The following is a 20603-nucleotide window of genomic DNA, read 5'->3' on the forward strand; positions in this document are numbered from 1 at the left end:
GGTGCCTAGAACGCGCCCCACCAGGCCATCGACATCAGGTTGACCATCAGCACCACCACTGAGGTGTAGATCAGCGACAGCGGCGCGCCAACGCGCCACAGTTCGCGCGGCTGGTAGTTGGCCGGGCCGGTGATCATCGAGATCACCGGGTTGGACGCGGTCATCAGGTTGTTGGACGCCGACAGCGCCACGATCAGCGCGAACGCGGTGGGATTGCCGCCGGCGGCCAGCGCCAGGTTGACCGCGATCGGCACCATCACGATGGTCGCGCCGACGTGGCTGATGACCAGCGAGAACGCGGTGGTCAGCAGCGCCAGCGCGATCTCCAGCGCCCACACCGGCACGCCCTCGGGCAGCCGCGCGATGGTGTGGCCGGCGACCCAGGCCGCCGCGCCGCTGCTGTCCATCGCCCAGCCCAGCGGGATCAGCCCGGCCATCATGAAGATGGTCTTCCAGTTGATCGAGGCGTAGGCCTCGTCCATGCGCAGCACGCCGGTCAGCAGCATGCCGGCCACGCCGGTCATCAGGGTCAGCGCCACCGGCAGCTTGCTGGTCAGCGCGATCAGGATGGTCAGGGCGAAGATCGTCATCGCGATCTTGAACTTGTGCGGGCGGTGTTCGCCCTTCGGATAGTCGGTGACGACGACGAAGTCGCGGCTCTCCGAGGCCTGCGCCAGGTCCTGCCAGATGCTGTGGAACACCAGCATGTCGCCGGCGCGCAGCGGCACCTTGCGTACGTCCTCGCGGATCACCTGCTTGTCGCGGTTGATCGCCAGCAGGCTGATCCCGGCCTGCTTGCGCAGGCGCAGCTCGGCCGCGCTCTTGCCGATGAAGCGCGAGGTCGGCGGGATCACCGCCTCGGAGATGCCGGCGCGGCTGGGATTGAACAGGTCGCCGAGGTTGCGCAGCCGCGAGGACAGGCGCAGGAACTGGTTCTGCGCGAAATCGGCCACCTGCTGCCGCGCGCCCATCACCCCGAGCACGCTGCCGACCCAGATGCGCATGTCCGCCGGCGGCGCCAGGCGGGTGTCGTTGCCGGTCTTCAGGGCCAGCAGCAGCGGCGCGTCGTGCACCGTCTCGGCCTCGCCCAGGGTCATGCCGACCAGCGGGCTGTCGGCGCTGACGATCAGCTCGAACACGTCGCCTTCGATGCCGTAGGTGCGCGCGAAGTAGCTCTCGGTGCGCGCCGGGGTGACCCCGTTGTTGATCAGCTGTTCTTCTTCCATCAGCGTGCGGTCGCCGCGCACGCGGAAGTAGATCAGCGAGGCCAGCAGCAGCGCCACGCCGATCGGCAGCGGCGCGAACATGCGCAGCGGCTCGATCGTGGCCATGCCCGAGGGCAGGTTGTTGTTGGCCGACTGCAGCAGGTCGTTGAGCAGGATCAGCGGCGAGTTGCCGACCATGGTCAGCGCGCCGCCCATCACGATCGCCGCGGCGATCGGCAGCAGCAGCCGCTGCAGGGTCAGCCCGGTGCGCGCGGCCAGGCGCGAGGCCACCGGCAGGTACAGCGCCATCACCGAGGGGTTCTGCATGAACGAGGAATTGAGCCCGGCGATGCCGGTGGTCAGCAGCATCAGCCGCTCTTCCACGCCGTGCGCGCGGCGCAGCAGCCACGACGCCAGCCGGTTCAGCGCGCCGGTGCGCTCCAGCCCGGCGCCGAGGATGGTGGTGGCGATGATGCTCATCACCGCGTTGCCGGAGAAGCCGCTGAACAGCTCTTCCGGGGCGATCAGCCCGGTGACGCCGAGCACCACCAGCACCACCAGCGCGACCACGTCGGCGCGGATGCGCTCGAACACGAACATCGCCATCGTGAAGCCGACCAGCCCGAGCACGAGCTTCATATCGGTGGTCAGCGTCAGCGCGGTGTCCATGCGGGGCCGGGAATGGGGAATCGAGAATGGAGAATGGCAGAAGCGATGGTCTGACGCAGGCTGGCGCTACGCGGATGCCGGGGGCGGTTGCTGTTCCGATTCCCGATTCCCCGTTCCCGATTCCCGGTCGTAAAGCAAATCCCACACCCCATGGCCCAGCTTCTGGCCGCGGGTCTCGAAATGGGTCTGCGGGCGCCAGTCCGGGCGCGGCACATGGCCGCGCGGACCGGCGCGGTTGACCAGGCCGGTGGTGGCATCGAGCACGTCCCACATCTGCTCGGCGTAGTCGGCCCAGTCGGTGGCCGCGTGCAGGCGGCCGCCGTCGCGCAGCTTGCGCACCAGCAGCGCGGCGAAGGCCGGCTGCAGCAGGCGGCGCTTGTTGTGGCGTTTCTTGTGCCACGGGTCGGGGAAATAGATGCGCACTTCGTCGAGCGCGCCGTCGGCGATCTCGTGCTCCAGCACTTCCACCGCGTCGTGGTGGTACAGGCGCACGTGCTCGCTGCCGTCGGCGGCCAGCGCGTTCAACACGCGACCCACGCCGGGCGCATGCACTTCGATGCCGATGTAGTCGCGGGCCGGATCGTGGCGCGCGGCGAAGCGCAGCGCCTCGCCGTTGCCGAAGCCGATCTCCAGCACCTTGCGCGCGGCGCGGCCGAAGGTGGCGTCGAGATCGCGCGGCTGGCCGCTGTAGTCCAGGCCGAAGCGCGGCCACAGCTCGTCGAACGCGCGCTGCTGGGCAGGCGTGAAGCGGCCCTGGCGCAGCACGAAGCTGCGTACCTGGCGGCGGCCTTCCTCGATGGTGAAGGGCTTGGGCGGGGTCTTGGCACCGGCGCTGGAGAACGGATCGGTCATGCGCGCGGCCTCAGCCGATCAGCCCGTCGACCGGCGACGACGCGCTGGCGTAGCGCTTGCGCGGGATGCGCCCGGCCAGGAATGCCTCGCGCCCGGCCTCGACCGCCTTGCGCATCGCGCTGGCCATCAGCACCGGGTTGCGCGCGCCGGCGATGGCGGTGTTCATCAGCACGCCGTCGCAGCCCAGTTCCATCGCGATCGCCGCGTCCGAGGCGGTGCCGACGCCGGCGTCGACGATGATCGGCACCTTGGCGTTGTCGATGATCTCCAGCAGGTTGTAGCGGTTCTGGATGCCCAACCCGGAGCCGATCGGCGCGGCCAGCGGCATCACCGCCACGCAGCCGATCTCTTCCAGGCGCTTGGCCAGGATCGGGTCGTCGCTGGTATAGACCATCACCTCGAAGCCGTCGGCGACCAGGATCTCGGCGGCCTTCAGGGTCTGCACCACGTCCGGGAACAGGGTGCGCTGGTCGCCCAGCACTTCCAGCTTGGTCAGGTTGTGGCCGTCGAGCAGCTCGCGCGCCAGGCGGCAGGTGCGCACCGCGTCCTCGGCGCTGTAGCAGCCGGCGGTGTTGGGCAGGATGGTGTAGCGCTGCGGCGGCAGCACGTCGAGCAGGTTGGGTTCGCCCGGGTTCTGGCCGATGTTGGAGCGGCGGATCGCCACGGTGACGATTTCGGCGCCGGCGGCCTCGGTGGCCTGCCGGGTCTGTTCCAGATCGGCGAACTTGCCGGTGCCGGTGAGCAGGCGCGAACGGTAGGGCTTGCCGGCGATCACCAGCGCGTCGTGGGGGGCGTGAGCGTTCATCGCCGGATTATCGCCCATCGCACCCGGCGCTGCCGAGTCGGACGCCGCGCGGAATTCAGCCGCCGCCCAGCGCGTGCACGATCTCGACCCGGTCGCCGTCGCGCAGCGCGTGCTCGGCATGCGCGCCGCGCGGCACGATCGCGCCGTTGACCTCGACCGCGACGCGGCGCTGCGCCAGCCCTTCCTCGAGCAGCAGGGCGGCGACGGTGGTGTGGGGCTGCAGCGGGCGGACCTGACCGTTCAATTCGATGTTCATGTCATCATTGTGCAGTGCGTGCCGTCTGGCGCGCGATGTATTGCGGCAGTGCAACGTGAGCGTGAGGGGCAGAGGTGAAATCATGCCTGCCATGCGGCTGCGTATGTTCTGGCCGTGCCCCGAGTCACCTTCATTATCGCCCGGGAGGGCATCCATGACTTCGTCCATCCGTCCACTCCGCTCGCTGCTGGCCGCCGCGATCGTGCTCGCCGCTGCGCCCGCGTTCGCGCAACAGACCTATAGCCGCACCGTGTTCTTCGGCGACAGCCTGACCGACGCCGGCTACTACCGGCCGCTGCTGCCGGCCTCGGCGCAGGCGGTGACCGGCCAGTTCACGACCAATCCGGACTGGGTCTGGGCGCAGTACATCGCCGACTACTACCACACCGACGGCCACGCCAACGGCAACGGCCAGATCGGCGACAACTACGCGGCCGGCAATGCCCGCGTCGGCGTGGCCAACCCCAGCGCGCTGGGCGTGGCGCCGTCGCTGGCGACGCAGACCAGCAACTACCTGTCCGCCAACGGCGGCAAGGCCGACCCGAACGCGCTGTACAGCGTGTGGGGCGGCGCCAACGACCTGCTCGCGGTCGCGGCCGGCGCACCGGCTCAGGCCACGATCGGCAACTCGGTGGCCGCGCAGGTGGGCATCGTCGCCAACCTGCAGAACGCCGGCGCACGCTACGTCATGGTCACCACCATTCCCGATGTCGGCCTCACCCCGCGCTTCCGCGCCGGCGGCGCCACGACGATGGCACAGGGCACCGCGCTGGCCGGCAGCTACAACAGCGCGCTGTTCGCCGGGCTGAAGAGCGCCGGGCTGCAGGTGATTCCAGTGGATACCTTCCACCTGTTGCAGGAAGTGATCGCCAGCCCGTCCACCTACGGTTTCAGCAACTCCACCGGCACCGCCTGCCAGCCGCAGATCACCGCGCAGTCGCTGACCTGCAACCCGACCAGCTACGTCAGCGCCGACGCCGCCGACAGCTACGTGTTCGCCGATGGCATCCATCCCACCGGCCGCACTCACGAGCTGCTCGCGCAGTACGCGCTGTCGATCCTGGAAGGCCCGCGCCTGCAGCAGGTGCTGAGCCACTCGGCCGAGGTCACCGGCCGCTCGCGCGCCGACCAGGTCGCCTGGCACGTCGATGGCCGCCCGGAAGCGGACGGCATGCGTTGGTGGGGCAACCTGCGCGGCGACATGCAGCGCTATTCGCACGGCGACCTGTACGACGGCCTGGCCCCGGCCGGCCTGTTCGGCGTGGACTGGTCGCGCGGCGAGTGGGTGTTCGGCGGCTTCGGCGGCTTCGGCCGCGTGGATGCCGACTTCGGCAACCGCGGCGGCGACTACACCCAGGACGACAGCACCCTGGGCGGCTTCGCCGGCTGGTATGGCGAGCACGCCTGGGTCAACGCGCAGGTCAGCTACAGCTGGCTGAGCTACGACGTCAAGCGCAAGGTCAATCTGGCGGCGGCCACCATCGAGCACAACGGCTCGCCGGACGGCAGCAACCTGACCGCGGCACTGCAGGGCGGCTACGAGTTCGGCGAGGGCGCGTTCAAGCACGGCCCGGTGGCCGCGGCGATCTGGCAGAAGGTCAAGCTCGACGGCTACACCGAGAGCAACCCGAACTCCAGCGCGCTGGGCTATTACGACCAGGACGTCGAGTCGCTGGTCGGCCGCGTCGGCTGGAAGGCCAGCCTCGACGCCGGCGCGGTGAAGCCGTACCTGCAGGCGACCTACGACCACGAGTTCAAGAAGGGCGAGCAGGCCACCGCGTGGCTGCAGACCATGCCCGACCTGGGCGCCTACGCGGTGCCGGGCCTGGCCATCGACCGCAACTACGCCTCGGTGGTGCTGGGCGCGCGGACCAAGGTGTGGGGCCTGGAGAGCAATGTCGGCATCGCCGCCACCACCGGCCAGAGCCGCGCGCACGACACCTCGCTGTTCGTGAACTTCGGCGGCAGCTTCTAAGCACGGCATCGCTGCTGCCTGTCGTGCCCGGCCATGCGCCGGGCACGACGGGGACAGCACACCCAGCGACATCGAAAACGCCGCACTGTAGGAGCGGCTTCAGCCGCGACGCTTTACCGATAAGGCGTCGTGGCTGAAGCCGCTCCCACAAAAATCCCATCTGCAAGTATCGGCATTGCGATAGCGTGGGTGCTGGTGCACCATCGCTGCCGCTGGGTCACACCGATTTCTTGCGCAACCGCCGGCCCACCGAATAGACTGCACCGGCGACGCGGGCGTAGCTCAATGGTAGAGCTGTAGCTTCCCAAGCTACTGACGAGGGTTCGATTCCCTTCGCCCGCTCCAGTCGTTGCAAGGCACTCGGCAAATCTGCGCGCTCCGCAATTCGCTGCCAGGCGCGCCCTTGGAACCTAACTTCGTTTCGCACTCGGATCTCGGTCGTATTGATCGATGAATGCCTGCGCTGGGCCTGCGCATCGCGCATGTCTTGAGCCGAATCCGCTTGTTCGTGCCCGATCTTCCCAGTGGGCAGCCCGGCTTGGCCGCGAGAAGCTGGCGGCTTGAGCGTTTTCCTGGTCTGGCTGCGTGCCGCATCGATTACGGGCCTCGAATACGTCGTCAATGGCGGCACAGTGCCAGCGCCCACCGCCTCGTGCTTTCGAAGGCGTTCTCGATCACAGGAAGCCGGCCTGCATTCCACACTGGTGCTCCGGCGTGTCGCGGGATGCGCGCCGCAACTGGCGAGCGCTCGCGCTCAGGACTGCGTAGCGATCGCGAACTCGTCGAGCTGGCGCTGCGACATGCTGCTGTTGTTGAGGATCACCACCGTTTCGCGCGTGTCCAGGCGGTGCGCGAGCAGCGAGCGATAGCCGGCGGTGTTGCCGGTTTCCCAGGCATAGGTGCGGCGCTTGCCCTGTAGCGTCAGCGTCTTCACTCGGCCGCCGAGCGCATATTCCTCCGGCATTTCCACCGTGTTGAGTTGGTGCAGCGACGCTGGCGACAGAAAGCCCTTGTCGTAGACGCGGTGCGCGGCCTGCATCAGGTCCTGTGCATTGCTGAAATACCCGCCCGCCGCGGCGATGAAGCCTGGCCGGTCGTAGGTGCGACGCTCGGGCGGCGACAGCGTCCGATAGGAGGGCACCGTGGTCGGCGCGGTCGCGATCGCCGCGCCGGTGCCGGTATTACGCAGCTCCAGCGGGTTCAGGACCAGGCTGCGGATCGCGTCCGCGAAGGGCATGTCGGCGATCGCTTCGACGATGGCGTAGACGACGATCCAGTTGGCGAAGATGTAGTCGAACTTCGCGCCCGGCTCGAACGCGAGGTCGGCACTGGCGAACCGGCGTACCGCCTCGGCGGCCGGCAGCTCGAGCGTCATCAGCGATGGATCGGCCTTGGCGGCTGGGCCGTACTGCTCGGTCAGGCCGCTGCTGTTGGACAGCAGGCGCCGCAGGTTGATGCGGGCGCCGGTGTCGGCACGATAGCCTGGCAGCCAGGCGGTGATCGGCCGGTCGAGGTCGAGCCTGCGCCGTTCGACCAGGCGCAGCACCGCCAGCGTCGTGAGCCATTTGGAGATCGAGGCGATGCCGTAGACGTCGTCGAGCTTCGCCGGCCGCTGCGCTTCCACGTCCACGATGCCGAAGGGCCGCGCGTAGGCGACCTTGCCGCCGCGGGCGAGCAGGACCACGCCCTGGAAGGCGTTCGCCTTCGCCCACGTGTCGATGATGGCGGGCGCGTCCTTCGCGGCCGCCGATGCGCGGCCAGGCAACGCGGCCAGCAGCAGCGCCGCACCGGAAGCGGCCAGGAAGGATCGCCGCGGTATCGGCGCAATGATGGGGGCATCGCTCATGGCATCGTCTCCGGATGATCGGTGCCGGCGAAGCACGCTGCGCCGGACGCGACAGTTACTGGCGTCCATGGCGCCAATCGCGCTGCTGCGAGCGGCGCTGTCAGCCAGGCGATGGCGCCAAACATGATGGCAGTACGGGCACCCACTTCCATTCGGTTCCCCTCATCCGGTCTCGGTCCAGCGCAGTAAGCCGACGATGCGCCGATGGCCAAGAGCATAACCGGACCATGGCGCGCGTCGTTGCCCTGCGCGTCCGCCGCGGCGCGGCCTGTCAAACCCGCTTCATCTGCGGCGCCTACGCTGGCCGGTCAGTGAGCGCATGCTCGTCGCCGGTTTCTCCCCCATGGTCGAACACAGTCGTCGCCGTTTCCTCGCCAGTGCATCGCTGGCCCTCGGCGCGGGGGCGGTCATGCCGCTGCTGCCCGGCGCCATCCGCAGCGCGCTGGCGGTGCCGCCAGCGCGGGTCACCGGCACCGTGCAGGACGTGCAGCACGTGGTGATCCTGATGCAGGAGAACCGCTCGTTCGACCACTACTTCGGCTGCCTGCGCGGGGTGCGCGGCTTCGACGATCCAAGACCGCTGCAGCTACCCAGTGGGCGCCCGGTCTGGTACCAGCCCGAGGCTGGCGCCGGCGATCGCTACGTGTTGCCGTTCCGCCTGAACGGCAATACCAGCAGCGCGCAGTCGATGGAGGGCCTCGACCACCACTGGAAGGGCTCGCACGAGACCTGGAAGCACCACGACGCGTGGATCGCGCAGAAGACGGCGATGACCATGGGGCATTTCCAGCGCGAGGACCTGCCGTTCTACTACGCGCTGGCCGACGCCTTCACCATCTGCGACGGCTACCACGCCTCGCTGTTCGGCCCCACCAATCCCAATCGCATGTACATGTTCACCGGCACCAGCGGCCTGAGCGTCGGCAACGATGGCGAGCAGGCGGTGAACAACCTCGACGACGGCAACTGGACCGCCGACATGGCGCGCGACAACCCGGCGTTTCCCGGCTACACGTGGACCACTTATTCCGAACGTCTGCAGCAGGCCGGGGTCAGCTGGCAGGTCTACCAGGAATTCGACAACTACGGCGACAACAGCCACCCATACTTCGCCAATTTCCGCAATCTCGACCGCAACTCGCCCTTGTACCGGCGCGGCCGCGCGATCGTGCCGGGTTCCACCGCGGACAACGCCAAGGCCTCGCGCGGCGAGCACCTGATCGCGGCGTTCGAACGCGACGTGCGCAGCGGCAACCTGCCGCAGGTGTCGTGGATCGTGGCGCCGTACCTGCTCAGCGAGCATCCCCAGGGCACGCCGGCGTATGGCGAATCGCTGAGCGCGCGCCTGCTGGAGACGCTGGCGGCCTCGCCGGAGGTCTGGTCCAAGACCGTGTTCCTGATCAACTACGACGAGAACGACGGTTTCTTCGATCACGTGCCGCCGGCGCTGCCGGCGACCGATCCGGCCATCGGCGCCAGCAATGTGGATCTGCGCGGCGAGGACTACCGCGGCGTTCCGGTCGGCCTCGGTCCGCGCGTGCCGATGCTGGTGGTGTCGCCGTGGAGCCGCGGCGGCTGGGTCGATTCGCAAGTGTTCGACCACACCTCGGTGATCCGTTTCCTGGAGCGCCGCTTCGGCGTCGCCGAGCCCAACATCGGTCCGTGGCGCCGCGCGATCGCCGGCGACCTGACTTCGGCGCTGGATTTCGCCGGGCACGACGACGCCCGCGTCGCCTTGCCGGACACCCGCGACTTCATCGCCCGGGTCGACGCGACCGCGGCCTTGCCGGTGCCGAAGCGACCCGAGCAGCAGGCCTTGCCGGTGCAAGAGCCGGGCCAGCGCCCGGCGCGCGCGCTGCCCTACGATTTCGACGTGCGCTTGCAGGCGGGCCCGCAGCAATCGACGTTGCGCATGGTCAACCGCAGCAGCGTCGGCGTCGCGCTGAACGCCTATGCCGATGGCGGCAGCGCCGGCCCGTGGTTCTACACGATCGCGGCGGGCAGCGAGTTGCAGGATGCGCGCGACTGGCGCGGCGCGGCTACCGATCCCGGTTACGCGTTGCGCGTGCATGGCCCCAATGGGTTCCTGCGCGAGTTTCATGGCGATGGCGTGAACGATGTGGGGCTGCAGGCCGATGCCGACTACGACGCCGCTAGCCAATGCCTGCTGTTGGAGCTGCGCAATGCCGGTGCGCAGGCGTGCCGGCTGCAGATCCGCGATGGCTATCGCGATAGGGCGGAGCAGGCGCTTCAACTCGCGGCTGGCGCACGTCAGCTGCTGCGTTTTCCCTTGGCGGCGCAGCATCATTGGTACGACCTGGAGATCGCGAGCGCGTCCATGCCGCAGTGGCGGCGGCGCCTGGCCGGGCATATCGAGACCGGCCGTCCGAGCATGAGTGATCCGGCGATCGGCCGCGCTGTCGCCGGTTAGCTGTCGGTCCAATCAATAAGAAGGTGGCGGCCAGGCCGTGTGTCGCGGCTGAAGCCGCTCCTACAAGAGCGCGCAGTGCCGAGTTCTTGTGGGTGCTGCGCCTGCCTTTGGCGGCGCAGCATCACTAGTACGACCTGGAGATCGCGAGCGCGTCCCTGCCGCAGTGGCGGCGGCGCCTGGCCGGACATATCGAGACGGGCCGTCCGAGCATGAGCGATCCGGCGATCGGCCGCGCTGTCGTCGGTTAGCTGTCGGTCCCTTCAATAAGACGGCGCTTCAAACCTTGTGTCGCGGCTGAAGCCGCTCCTACAAGAACGCGCGGTGCGTGGGCTCTTGTAGGAGCGGCTTCAGCCGCGACCGATGTCGCCGTCGGCGCGACCTCCAACATCACCACGCACAATCGAAAAAGCCGCCAGATGGCGGCTTCATGCGTGCGATTTTGCGGCGCTCAAACGCAAGGCGCCGCCGCTGCTTCCGCAACGGCGGCGCGATCGCCTTCCCTGGCGAGGCGTCAACTCAGAACTTGCCGCTGAAGGTGACGAAGAACTGCCGTGGCGCGCCGGCCATCAGCGTCTGGTTGTAGCCGTTCGGATCGGAGACCACATAGCCGTTGGTGCCGACGGTGGCGAAGTAGCGCTTGTCGAGCAGATTGGTGACGTTGGCGCTCAGGCCCAGGTTCTGGAACATGCCGACTTCGCCGAAGTCGTAGCCCGCGCTCAGGTCGAAGCGCCAGTAGCTCGGCACCGACGAGTCGTTGAGGTAGCTGATGTAACGGCGGCCGGTGTACTTGCCGTCCAGCGCCGCGTGCCAGCCGGCGTTTTCGTAGGCCAGGCTGCTGGAGAACATCCATTCCGGAATGCCGACCACGCGCTTGCCCGAGGTGGCAACCACGCCGCCGCTGAGGTAGTCGTCCTGGTAGGTGGAGTCGTCGTAGGACAGCGAGTTGAGCCAGCGCAGCTGCGCGATCGGACGCCACATCACCGCCAGATCGGCGCCCTGGCTACGTACCGAGCCGACGTTGTTGAGCGTGGCCGCGCAGGTCTGGATCGCGGTGCACGGCGAAGTCACCAGCAGGCGGTCGTCGAAGGTGGTGTGGTACAGCGCCAGCGATGCCTCGATGGCGTCGCCGCGCACGCGGTAGCCCAGTTCGTAGGTCTGCGCGGTCTCCGGCTCCAGCGAGCTCTTGATCGCATCGAACGCCGCCTGCGATTCCTGGAACGGAGTGAAGCCGAAGCCGGCCATGTTCTTGTTGTAGGACGCGTAGATTTCCTGGTGCTCGTCGAGCTTGTAGTTCACGCCCACCTGCGGCAGCAGATCCGAATCGGCCTTGATCTCGCCGACCGCGTACGAGGTGGTCGGCACCAGCGACTGCGAGGTGGTGTCCACCTGCAGCTTCTTGGCGCCGAAGTTCACGGTCAGGCGGTCGTCGAGCAGGCGCAGCGTGTCCTGCGCGTAGAACATGCGCGTGTCGGTTTCGTAGTGCTGGGAGAAACCGCGCTCGAACCGGGTGCCGGCCTTGTTGAAGTAGAACAGATCGGTGAACGGGCCATCGAGCAGGAAGTAATTGCGCTCCTGCACGGTCTTGGCGTTCTGGTACCAGCCGCCGATCTCGATCTCGTTGCCGGCGACGGTGAAGTTCAGCGACGCGGTGACGCCATGCCGGTTGAGGCGATAGTCGGTGGTGCGCATCGACAGCGGTACCGTGGCCGAGGACGCCAGGTACGGCGTGGTCCATTGACCTTCGCCATTGTTGTCGTGGTAGTAGCCGGCCAGGTTCAGCGTGGCGTTGCCGCCCAGGTTGAACGCGCCGCTGAGCGCGGCCAGGTTGTCGTCGCGCAGGCCGGCGCCGGAGTAGTAGGTGGCGTCGGCCTTGCCGTAGTCGGCGGGCAGGGCGTTCAACGACGCCGGGTAGCTGCCGTTGCCGTTGAGCGCGTTGGCGATCTGCACCGCGCTGTTCCAGTCCGGCATCAGGTAGTCCCAGTTCCAACCCAGCGCTTTCTGCGAGGTCAGCGACAGGTCCATGATGTCGTATTCCTTGCGCTTGGAGCTGTCCAGGAACAGGCTGACGCGGTTGCCGTCGCCCCACTGGTACAGCGCCTTGACGTTGGCCTGGTTGTACTCGTTGTTGCCGTAGCCTTTCCACTTGTCCACTTCGCCGTGCACGATCGAGGTGTACATCGAGAAGCCGTTGATGTCGCCGATGTCGCCGCGCAGGTAGGTGCGGCGGGTGGAATCGGAGCCGAAGGTCTGGCTGAAGCGGATGCCCGGCGTGGCGTCCGGATCGTCGGAGTAGTAGCGCACGGTGCCGCCGAGGTTGCTGCTCGAGGCGGTGCCCAGTGCGCCGGCACCCTGCGACAGCTCCACCGAGCCGACATTCTCGGAGATGATCGCGCGGGTCACCTGCAGGCCGTCGCTGACGCCGTAGTTCATGGTGCCCAGCGGCACGCCGTCCAGGGTGAAGCCGAGGCGGCTCTGGTCGAAACCGTGCAGGGTGATCGCGGTCGACCACTCGTAGGAACCCCACGCATCGGCCGACTGGAACTGCACGCCGGGCAGCTTGTCCAGCACCTTCAGCGCACTGGTGCCGGGCGCGGTGATGCCGATGTCCTCGCGGGTGATGCGCTGCACCTGGCGGGTGGTGCCGGTGGACACCACGGTGATCGCATCGAGCATCGTCGCGTCGCTGCTGCCGTTGGTGGCCGTGGCATCGGCGTCGGCCGATGCGGTCTCGGCCAGCGCGGCGAAGGCCGGCAGCGCGGACGCGACGGCGAGCACCAGCGCATGCAGGCGCAAGGATCTGGAGGTGGGGGTCATCGAAATTCACCAATAAAATGGGGGGAGGCGTTGGGGCCGGCGTGCGATGCGTGACAGCCAACACACGGCCTTGCGGCCCGCTCGCCACGATGCAACGGTTTTGTGAACGTTTCGGGGCGGTTCCGTGTCGTCTGTGGGACAGCGTGTCTGCAGATGCCGACGGCCGAGCGGGCATGCCAACGCCGGTCACGCGCCGCCGCCACGTTCGCGCGCGAGCTATCCGGCATGGCGCCGGCCCCGCAGCGCCGACGGCGCAACGTATGATGCCGAGCCAGCCACCGCCGTCGCGCCTCGATGAAGCTCGCCATCCTGTCCCGCAACACCAAGCTGTATTCGACGCGGCGCCTGGTCGAGGCCGGCCGCGAGCGCGGGCATACGGTGCGCGTGCTCGACCCGCTGCGCTGCTACATGCGCATCGCCGCCGGCGCCTTCACCATGCACTACAAGGGCAAGCCGATCACCGGCTACGACGCGGTGATCCCGCGCATCGGCAACTCCGTCACCCGTTACGGCACCGCGGTGCTGCGCCAGCTGGAGATGATGGGCGTACGTACGCCCAACCCGTCCGACGCGATCCTGCGCGCCCGCGACAAGCTGCGCGCGCACCAGTTGCTGGCGGCCAAGGGCATCGACATGCCGATGACCGTGTTCGGCGACAACCCCGACGACACCGGCGATCTGCTGTCGATGCTGGGCCCGCCGCCGCATGTGGTGAAGTTGAACGAAGGCACCCAGGGCACCGGCGTGATCCTCACCGAGAAGACCAGCGCCTCGCGCGGGGTGGTCGAGGCGTTGCGCGGCCTGTATGCCAATTTCCTGGTGCAGGAGTTCATCGGCGAGGCCGAAGGGGCCGACCTGCGCTGCTTCGTGGTCGGCAATCAGGTGGTCGCGGCGATGCGCCGGCAGGCGCCGGAAGGGGACTTCCGCTCCAACCTGCATGTCGGCGGCAGCGCGCAGTTGGCGGTCGCCAGCCGCGGCGAGCAGGAGGTGGCGGTGCGCTCGGCCAAGGCCCTGGGCCTGGGCGTGGCTGGGGTCGACCTGATCCGCTCGCGGCGCGGCCCGCTGGTGCTGGAAGTCAACTCCACCCCCGGCCTGGAAGGGATCGAGGCGGTCTGCGGGCTGGACATCGCCGGCAAGGTCATCGAGCATCTCGAAGCCAGTCTGATTCGAAAGAAATCAGCAACTTAGGGCGATGTTCCGCTCTCCGTTCTGGCTTAACACGGGTTTAATTCCTGCCTGCGTATGCTTCTTCGGACCGCAGCTCTGCCCTCCTCAGCAGGAACGGTAATCGGGATATATCTTTCGGCCCAAGCGGCCTTGCCGCTTGGGTCTTTTTCTTTGCGCGGGGCATTGCTGTCGGCACAACCCCGAGCCTGCGTCGTACGCAACTTGCGGCCCCGTTCGCGGGGCGGCTACATTGTGATTCACACCACCAATCGCATAGGGGACGGGGATGAAGAAGGTGATCGGTTTGATGCTGGGGATGGCGCTTGCGTGCAGTGCGGCGGCGGCACCGAAAGGTGAGGCGCCCATGAACGTGAAGAAATCGTTCGCACAGCAACTCAGTACAATTCGCCAGCAGTTGGACGATGGCAAGACCTACTCCGAACTCAGTGCAGAAAATCGCAGCAAGGTGGAAGCCGCGCTGTCGCGCATGGCGACGGTGCTCAATTCCCATCCCGACGTCGATACGCTGCGCGAGGAAGACAAGGTAGTGCTGTTCAACGATCAGGAAACGGTCAATACGCTGCTGTCCAAGGCGTCGTCGGACAGCCGGATGATCTGCAGGCGCGAAGCGGTCCTCGGATCGCTGCGTACCACAACGCAATGCAAGACCGTGGCGGAACGCCGCCGCGACAACGAGGATGCGCAGGAATTGATGCGGCGCAATCCAACTGGCAAGTACGACTGACGGGGTAAATGTTGGTGCGAATTCTAGTGATCGAAGACAACAGCGATATCGCTGCCAACCTGGGCGACTACCTCGAAGACCGCGGGCACACGGTGGATTTCGCCGCCGATGGCGTCACCGGCCTGCATTTGGCGGTAGTGCACGAATTCGATGCCATCGTGCTCGACCTCAACCTGCCGGGCATGGACGGCATCGAAGTGTGCCGCAAGCTGCGCAACGAAGCGCGCAAGCAGACCCCGGTGCTGATGCTCACTGCCCGCGACTCTCTGGACAACAAGTTGGCAGGCTTCGATTCTGGTGCCGACGACTACCTGATCAAGCCGTTCGCGCTGCAGGAAGTGGAAGTGCGGCTCAACGCGCTGTCGCGCCGCGGCAAGGGCGTGCACACCCGCGTGCTGGAGACCGGCGATCTGGAATACAACCTGGACACGCTGGAAGTGCGGCGCCAGGGCAAGCTGCTGCAGCTCAACCCGACGGCGCTGAAGATCCTGCAGGCGCTGATGGAGGCCTCGCCCGCGGTGGTGACCCGGCAGGAACTGGAAACCCGCGTGTGGGGCGAAGAGCTGCCGGATTCGGACTCGTTGCGCGTGCATATCCACGGCCTGCGCGCGGTGGTCGACAAGCCGTTCGAGGTGCCGATGATCCAGACTCGCCACGGCATCGGCTACCGCATCGCCGCGCCCGATGCCTGAAGCTGGAGAGTTGCCGCGGGCGGTGCGGCGGCGCGGACGCTACCGCCGCCGCCTGCGCAGCCGCATCATCCTGTCCTTCGTGCTGTTGGGTTTCGGCCTGACCGCACTGTTCGCGTTCGCCACCAACTGGGCGCGCGCGCGGGTGGAGAATCAGCTCGTCGAAGTGGTGTTGAACCGCAACATCGACGAGTATTCGCGCCGGTATTTTTCCGAGCCGTCGAAGAATCCCGACATGCCGGTGCAGCAGATGGTCGGGCGGGTGGTCAAGAGCGACCGCTTCGAGGCGCTCAAGCGCGAGCAGCCGGAGTGGTACAACTTCTCCGACGGCATCCACACCGTCTCCGGGCGCGACGAATCGGGCAAGCCGTTTTCCTACAAGGTCGCGGTGCGCAAGACCCCGGACGTCTGGTTCTTCCTCGCCTACGACATGACCCAGACCATCCAGGGCGAGGTGCAGCTCAACCGCACCCTGATCCTGTCGGTACTGGTGTTCAGCGCGTTGTCGCTGGTGATCGGCTGGTGGTCGGCGTCGCGGGTGATGCGCCCGGTCTCCGATCTGGCTGCGCGGCTGCGCGCCTACCGCGGCAGCAGCGATCCCAAGCCGCTGGCGCCGCATTTTCCCGACGACGAAGTCGGCCAGCTGGCCGAGGCGCTGGACGACTATTCGGGCCGGCTCACCGAAGTCGTGCAGCGCGACCGCGAGTTCAACGCCGACGTCAGCCACGAACTGCGCACGCCGCTGGCGGTGATCCGCGGCGCCACCGAACTGCTGCTGACCCGTCCCAATCTCGACGAGAAGGTGTTGCAGCGCCTGCAGCGCATCCAGCGCGCCGAACAGCAATGCAGCGACCTGATCGGCTCGCTGCTGCTGCTGTCGCGCAACGAGCGTGGGCAGGGCAGCAGCAACGTGGCCAAGGTCGCCGAGCAGCTGATCGAATCGCACCGCGCGCAGCTGGGCGGCAAGCCGTTGCAACTGTTGCTGGAAGGCGAGCGCAACCTGACCATCGACGCACCGGAGTCGGCGCTGTCGGTGGCGCTGGGCAACCTGATCGGCAACGCGGTCAAGTACACCCAGGAAGGCCAGGTGGTGGTGCGGGTGCTGAGCGATGCTGTGCAGGTGATCGACTCCGGCCCCGGCCTGAGCGCGGAAGACGCGGCCAAACTGTTCCAGCGCGGCTATCGCGGTACTCACGCCGGACACTCGCAGGGCGGCGGCATCGGCCTGTCGATCGTCAGCCGCCTGTGCGATCTGTACGGCTGGCAGGTCAACGTGCGCCCGGGCGTGTCCAAGGGCGTGGTGGCGACGCTGTGGTTCAGGCCGGCGGCGGGGTGAGGTAGGCTTCGCAGGACCAGTCCGCGGCGTGCTTGGGGGCTTGCTGCCGCCGCACTTGATGCAGATAGATCTAAGGACTCCGATTGGCCTTGGGGTATCAGCTCCGACTTTGTCCGAAGCCGTCGGGTAGACCGCTTCGCTCGTCGCGACTGAAGTCGCTCCCAAAAGCGCTCGCGGTCATCTCGCTGGATGCACTGTGGGAGGGGCTTCAGCCCCGACGCTCGCAAGGCCTACCGATCGGAACGGCCTAAGCGATCTTCGCCGCCGCCAATGCGCGATAACGCCGATCCACCGCATCCACCGCATCCTGCAGCCGCTCGGCGTCGCCATCGTTCACCACCACATCGTCGGCGATCGCCAGCCGCGCCGCGCGCGTGGCCTGCGCCGCGATCATCCGCTGCGCCAGTTCGGCAGTGATGCCGTCGCGCTGCATCAGGCGCGCATGCTGCAGCGCCTCGGGCGCATCGACCACCACGATCCGGTCCAGCCACGGATACGCGGCGCGCGCGCCGACTTCGGCCAACAGCGGGATCGCCGCCACGGCATAGGGGCTGGCGGCCTCGCGGCACGCCTGCTGCATCAGCGTACGAATCGCCGGGTGCGTGATCGCTTCCAGGTCGCGACGCGCCACGGGATCTTCGAAGATGCGCTGGCGCAGCGCGGCGCGATCGAGGCTGCCATCCTCGCGCAGGATCTGCGCACCGAAACGGATCACGATCTGCGCCAGCGCCGGATGCCCGGGCGCGACCACCGCGCGCGCGGTCACGTCGGCGTCGGCCACGACGATACCCTTGGCCTCGAAGCGCCGGCTCAGTTCGCTCTTGCCGGAGGCCACGCCGCCGGTGAGGCCGACGATGAAGTCGCTCAAGACGTGGCTCCGCTCAGCGCAGCCCGGACCAGCGCATGTAGGTGTCGATGATTTCCGTGCCCCAGAAGAACACGATCCAGCCGGCGATGGCCAGATACGGCCCGAACGGAATGGGCGTGGCCCGGTCGCGACCCTTGGCCGCCAGCCAGATCGAGCCGAGCACCGCACCGACCAGCGAGGAGATCAGGATCGTCGGCAGGATGCCTTTCAGCCCGCACCAGGCGCCGATGGCCGCCAGCAGCTTGAAGTCGCCATGGCCCATGCCTTCCTTGCCGGTGATCTGCTTGAACAGCCACCACACCGACCACAGCGACACATAGCCGACCGCTGCGCCGAGCAGCGCCGGCTTGGCCGGCATGTACAGATTGTCCATGCTGCCGACCAGGCCCAGCCACATCAGCGGTAGGGTCAGCTGGTCCGGCAACAAGCGGGTGCGCAGGTCGATCCCAGACATCGCGACCAGGAAACAACTGAACACGATCGCGCCGAACCCCTGCCAACCGAAGCCGAAGCGCCAGACGCTGGCGACCACCAGCAGGCTGGTCAGCATCTCCACCAGCGGGTACTGGATCGAGATCGGTGCATGGCAATGCCGGCACTTGCCGCGCAGCGCCAGCCAACTGAACAGCGGGATGTTCTCGTACCAGGACAGCTTGTGCTTGCAGTGCGGGCAGTGCGACGGCTCGACCACGATCCCGGGCGGCGGCGGATCGTAGATGTCCGGCAACTCCAGGATCTCGCGCGAATCGCGCTTCCACTGCCACTCCATGCGCTTGGGCAGGCGCAGGATCACCACGTTGAGGAAACTGCCTACCAGCAAGCCCAGCCCCGCCGCGGCGGGAAAGCCGAGGCCGGGGTGTTGATCGAGAAATGCCATTAATGCTTATCCAACGACGGAGGCCAGCTTGAAGATGGGCAGATACATGCCGATCACCATGCCGCCGACGATGGTACCAATGAACACCATGATCAGCGGCTCGATCAGGCTGCTCAACGCATCCACCGCATTGTTCACTTCCTGCTCGAAGTACTCGGCCACCTTGAACAGCATCGCATCCAGCGCACCGGCCTCTTCGCCGATCGCGGTCATCTGGATGACCATGTGCGGAAACAGGTTGGTTTGCTTCATCGCTACGTTGACCGGGTAGCCTACCGAGACGTCGTCTCGCATGCGCAACACCGCTTTCTCGTAGACGCTGTTGCCGGTGGCGCCGGCGACGATGTCCAAGGCCTCCACCAACGGAACGCCGGCGCGGAAGGTCACGCCCAGAGTCCGCGAGAAGCGCGCTACGGAGCTGTTATGCATGATCTGGCCGATGATCGGCACTTTCAGGATCAGCCGGTCCATGCCGTGCTGCATCGACGGCGAGCGCTTGTAGGCGAAGATGAAGCCGACGATAGTGCCTATCAGCACGAGCAACAGCATCCACCAATAGGCGACCATGAAGCGCGACGCGGCCACGATCATTTGGGTAAACGCGGGCAACTCTGCGCCAAAGCCCTTGAAAACGTCCTCGAACTGCGGCACTACCCAGACTAGCAGGATCGAACTCACAAGCAGCGCCACCGCCATGACCATGGCCGGATAGAACAGCGCCTTCTTGATCTTGCCCTTCAGCGCTTCGATGTTTTCCTTATAGGTCGCCACCGTCTCCAGCACGGTCTCCAGCACGCCGGCGCCTTCGCCGGCCTTGACCAGATTGCGGTAAAGCTCGTCGAACTGGATCGGGTGCTTGCTGATCGCTTCATAGAGCGACGAGCCACCCTCGATGTCGGTGCGGACCTGATCCACCATCTTCTTCATGCGCGGGTTCTTGTGCCCGCTGCCGATGATTTCCAGCGACCCCACGATGGGAACGCCCGACTTCATCATCGTCGCCATCTGGCGGCTGAAAAAGGCGATGTCCTTTGCGCTGATCTTGCTGCCGGCTGAGCCGAACAGCGGCTTGGGCTTGGGCTTGACCACCGAGGGCGTGATGCCCTGGCGGCGCAGCTCGGCGCGCAGCAGGTTGGCGTTCTTGGCGGTCTGCTCGCCCTTCATCTTGACGCCGCGCTTGTCCGTCCCTTCCCAGACGAACGGCAACTGCTGGCTGGTATTGCGTGCGACGGGCTCTTTGGGTACTGCGCTACGAGTTGCGGACATCAGGTGTGCTCCCCGTCCAGCCATCCCCAGGCGGACATGCCAGGCATGGTATCGGTTTCCGTGGCGTCTGGCATCAGCGCTCAATGGACAGTCGAGCTCCGGGCGCAGAGGATCAAGGTTTCGGCGGTGTGACGCTGTGCGTCACTTTGTGACCCATCCTGGCAGAGAGGAAAGCCCGTCGCAAATTCTTTCTTTGCCCATACCGGACGGCATTCAATGGGGCATCATGGCTCCTGGGGAACATAAGGCGCGCGTGGGGAAGTTGGCACGCGGCCTGCTTGTATCACCCGCACGTGGCGCTCTGCCGCGCGGCGCTCGAGGGGTAGCAAGCTCCGCGGGCCGAGTGTCTGCCAACTTACACACCATCTCTAGGGGATTCACCATGAAGAAGCAGCAGGGCTTTACCCTGATCGAACTGATGATCGTCGTCGCGATCATCGCCATCCTGGCCGCCATCGCGCTGCCGGCCTACCAGAACTACGTGCGCAAGTCGCAGGTCACCGCGGCCCTGTCCGACATCACCCCGGGCAAGACGCAGTTCGAAGTCAAGATCAACGAAGGCAGCGGTTTTGGCACCACGGGCAGCGCCGTTGGTCTGCAGAACACCACCAGCCGTTGTTCCGCGATCACTGTCAGCCCGAGCGACACCGGCAACATCACCTGCACCATGATTGGTGGCGCCGGTGTGGGCGGCACCACGATTGCCTGGACGCGTAACGCTTCCGGCAACTGGACCTGTTCCACCACTGCGGATGCTAAGTACCGTCCCAGCACCTGCGCGCAGTAATAATTGTTGCCTAAA

16 protein-coding genes and 1 tRNA gene are annotated in these 20603 nt (G+C 66.8%); 8 read left to right on the plus strand and 9 right to left on the minus strand.

The features are described from left to right. Positions 1 to 5: 5 nt before the first annotated feature. From HEP75_RS05310 to thiS, 4 genes are all read right to left on the minus strand, one after another. Positions 6 to 1874 (minus strand): SLC13 family permease, encoded by a 1869-nt coding sequence (locus HEP75_RS05310; protein WP_185815499.1) that lies wholly within the window; start codon positions 1872 to 1874, stop codon positions 6 to 8. A 66-nt stretch (positions 1875 to 1940) separates the two neighbouring features. After that, positions 1941 to 2726, minus strand: coding sequence for a tRNA (guanosine(46)-N7)-methyltransferase TrmB (trmB, locus tag HEP75_RS05315; RefSeq protein ID WP_185825695.1), 786 nt, complete (start codon positions 2724 to 2726; stop codon positions 1941 to 1943). A gap of 10 nt (positions 2727 to 2736) precedes the next feature. Continuing rightward, positions 2737 to 3531, minus strand: coding sequence for a thiazole synthase (locus HEP75_RS05320; RefSeq protein ID WP_221899303.1), 795 nt, complete (start codon positions 3529 to 3531; stop codon positions 2737 to 2739). 55 nt (positions 3532 to 3586) lie between these two features. After that, positions 3587 to 3787, minus strand: coding sequence for a sulfur carrier protein ThiS (gene thiS, locus HEP75_RS05325; RefSeq protein ID WP_003477142.1), 201 nt, complete (start codon positions 3785 to 3787; stop codon positions 3587 to 3589). A gap of 154 nt (positions 3788 to 3941) precedes the next feature. Here thiS and HEP75_RS05330 point away from each other — a divergent pair, with 154 nt between their 5' ends. Beyond that, complete coding sequence (locus tag HEP75_RS05330; RefSeq protein ID WP_185825697.1) at positions 3942 to 5762, plus strand: autotransporter domain-containing protein; 1821 nt, start codon at positions 3942 to 3944, stop codon at positions 5760 to 5762. Between the two features lie 271 nt (positions 5763 to 6033). Continuing rightward, positions 6034 to 6107, plus strand: a tRNA-Gly gene (locus tag HEP75_RS05335). A gap of 409 nt (positions 6108 to 6516) precedes the next feature. Here the strand turns inward: HEP75_RS05335 and HEP75_RS05340 are convergent. Further along, positions 6517 to 7677, minus strand: coding sequence for a serine hydrolase domain-containing protein (locus HEP75_RS05340; RefSeq protein WP_221899304.1), 1161 nt, complete (start codon positions 7675 to 7677; stop codon positions 6517 to 6519). Between the two features lie 274 nt (positions 7678 to 7951). On the opposite strand from HEP75_RS05340, the gene HEP75_RS05345 reads away from it, so the two are divergent. Continuing rightward, positions 7952 to 10039, plus strand: a complete 2088-nt coding sequence (locus HEP75_RS05345; protein WP_185825698.1) for a phospholipase C, phosphocholine-specific — start codon at positions 7952 to 7954, stop codon at positions 10037 to 10039. A 516-nt stretch (positions 10040 to 10555) separates the two neighbouring features. On the opposite strand, the gene HEP75_RS05350 is transcribed toward HEP75_RS05345, so the two are convergent. Further along, positions 10556 to 12853, minus strand: coding sequence for a TonB-dependent receptor (locus tag HEP75_RS05350; protein ID WP_185825699.1), 2298 nt, complete (start codon positions 12851 to 12853; stop codon positions 10556 to 10558). Positions 12854 to 13147: 294 nt separating this feature from the next. On the opposite strand from HEP75_RS05350, the gene rimK reads away from it, so the two are divergent. From rimK to HEP75_RS05370, 4 genes are all read left to right on the plus strand, one after another. Beyond that, the gene (gene rimK / locus HEP75_RS05355) at positions 13148 to 14041 is read left to right on the plus strand and encodes a 30S ribosomal protein S6--L-glutamate ligase (RefSeq protein WP_185822423.1); all 894 of its coding nucleotides are present in this window, start codon (positions 13148 to 13150) and stop codon (positions 14039 to 14041) included. A gap of 265 nt (positions 14042 to 14306) precedes the next feature. Further along, positions 14307 to 14765: a hypothetical protein gene (locus HEP75_RS22260; protein WP_255424006.1), complete on the plus strand. Its 459-nt coding sequence runs from the start codon at positions 14307 to 14309 to the stop codon at positions 14763 to 14765. 14 nt (positions 14766 to 14779) lie between these two features. Beyond that, positions 14780 to 15457 (plus strand): response regulator transcription factor, encoded by a 678-nt coding sequence (locus HEP75_RS05365; RefSeq protein WP_046978044.1) that lies wholly within the window; start codon positions 14780 to 14782, stop codon positions 15455 to 15457. After that, positions 15450 to 16790 carry a HAMP domain-containing sensor histidine kinase gene (locus HEP75_RS05370; protein ID WP_185825700.1) on the plus strand — a complete coding sequence of 447 codons (1341 nt, stop codon included), beginning with the start codon at positions 15450 to 15452 and terminating at the stop codon, positions 16788 to 16790. Before HEP75_RS05365 ends, HEP75_RS05370 begins: the two co-directional genes overlap by 8 nt. Positions 16791 to 17037: 247 nt before the next feature. Here the strand turns inward: HEP75_RS05370 and coaE are convergent, their stop codons facing one another. Genes coaE through HEP75_RS05385 form a run of 3 tightly spaced genes read right to left on the minus strand, consistent with a single transcriptional unit; the run spans position 17038 to position 19801 of the window. Continuing rightward, positions 17038 to 17658 carry a dephospho-CoA kinase gene (gene coaE / locus HEP75_RS05375; RefSeq protein ID WP_185825701.1) on the minus strand — a complete coding sequence of 207 codons (621 nt, stop codon included), beginning with the start codon at positions 17656 to 17658 and terminating at the stop codon, positions 17038 to 17040. 13 nt (positions 17659 to 17671) lie between these two features. After that, positions 17672 to 18535 (minus strand): A24 family peptidase, encoded by an 864-nt coding sequence (locus HEP75_RS05380; protein ID WP_046978035.1) that lies wholly within the window; start codon positions 18533 to 18535, stop codon positions 17672 to 17674. A gap of 6 nt (positions 18536 to 18541) precedes the next feature. Next, positions 18542 to 19801: a type II secretion system F family protein gene (locus tag HEP75_RS05385; protein WP_185825702.1), complete on the minus strand. Its 1260-nt coding sequence runs from the start codon at positions 19799 to 19801 to the stop codon at positions 18542 to 18544. Positions 19802 to 20183: 382 nt separating this feature from the next. Here HEP75_RS05385 and HEP75_RS05390 point away from each other — a divergent pair, with 382 nt between their 5' ends. Beyond that, positions 20184 to 20588: a pilin gene (locus HEP75_RS05390; RefSeq protein ID WP_185825703.1), complete on the plus strand. Its 405-nt coding sequence runs from the start codon at positions 20184 to 20186 to the stop codon at positions 20586 to 20588. The last annotated feature ends 15 nt before the right edge of the window (positions 20589 to 20603 follow it).

The sequence above is a fragment of the Xanthomonas sp. SI genome (assembly GCF_014236855.1).
Classification (GTDB): domain Bacteria; phylum Pseudomonadota; class Gammaproteobacteria; order Xanthomonadales; family Xanthomonadaceae; genus Xanthomonas_A.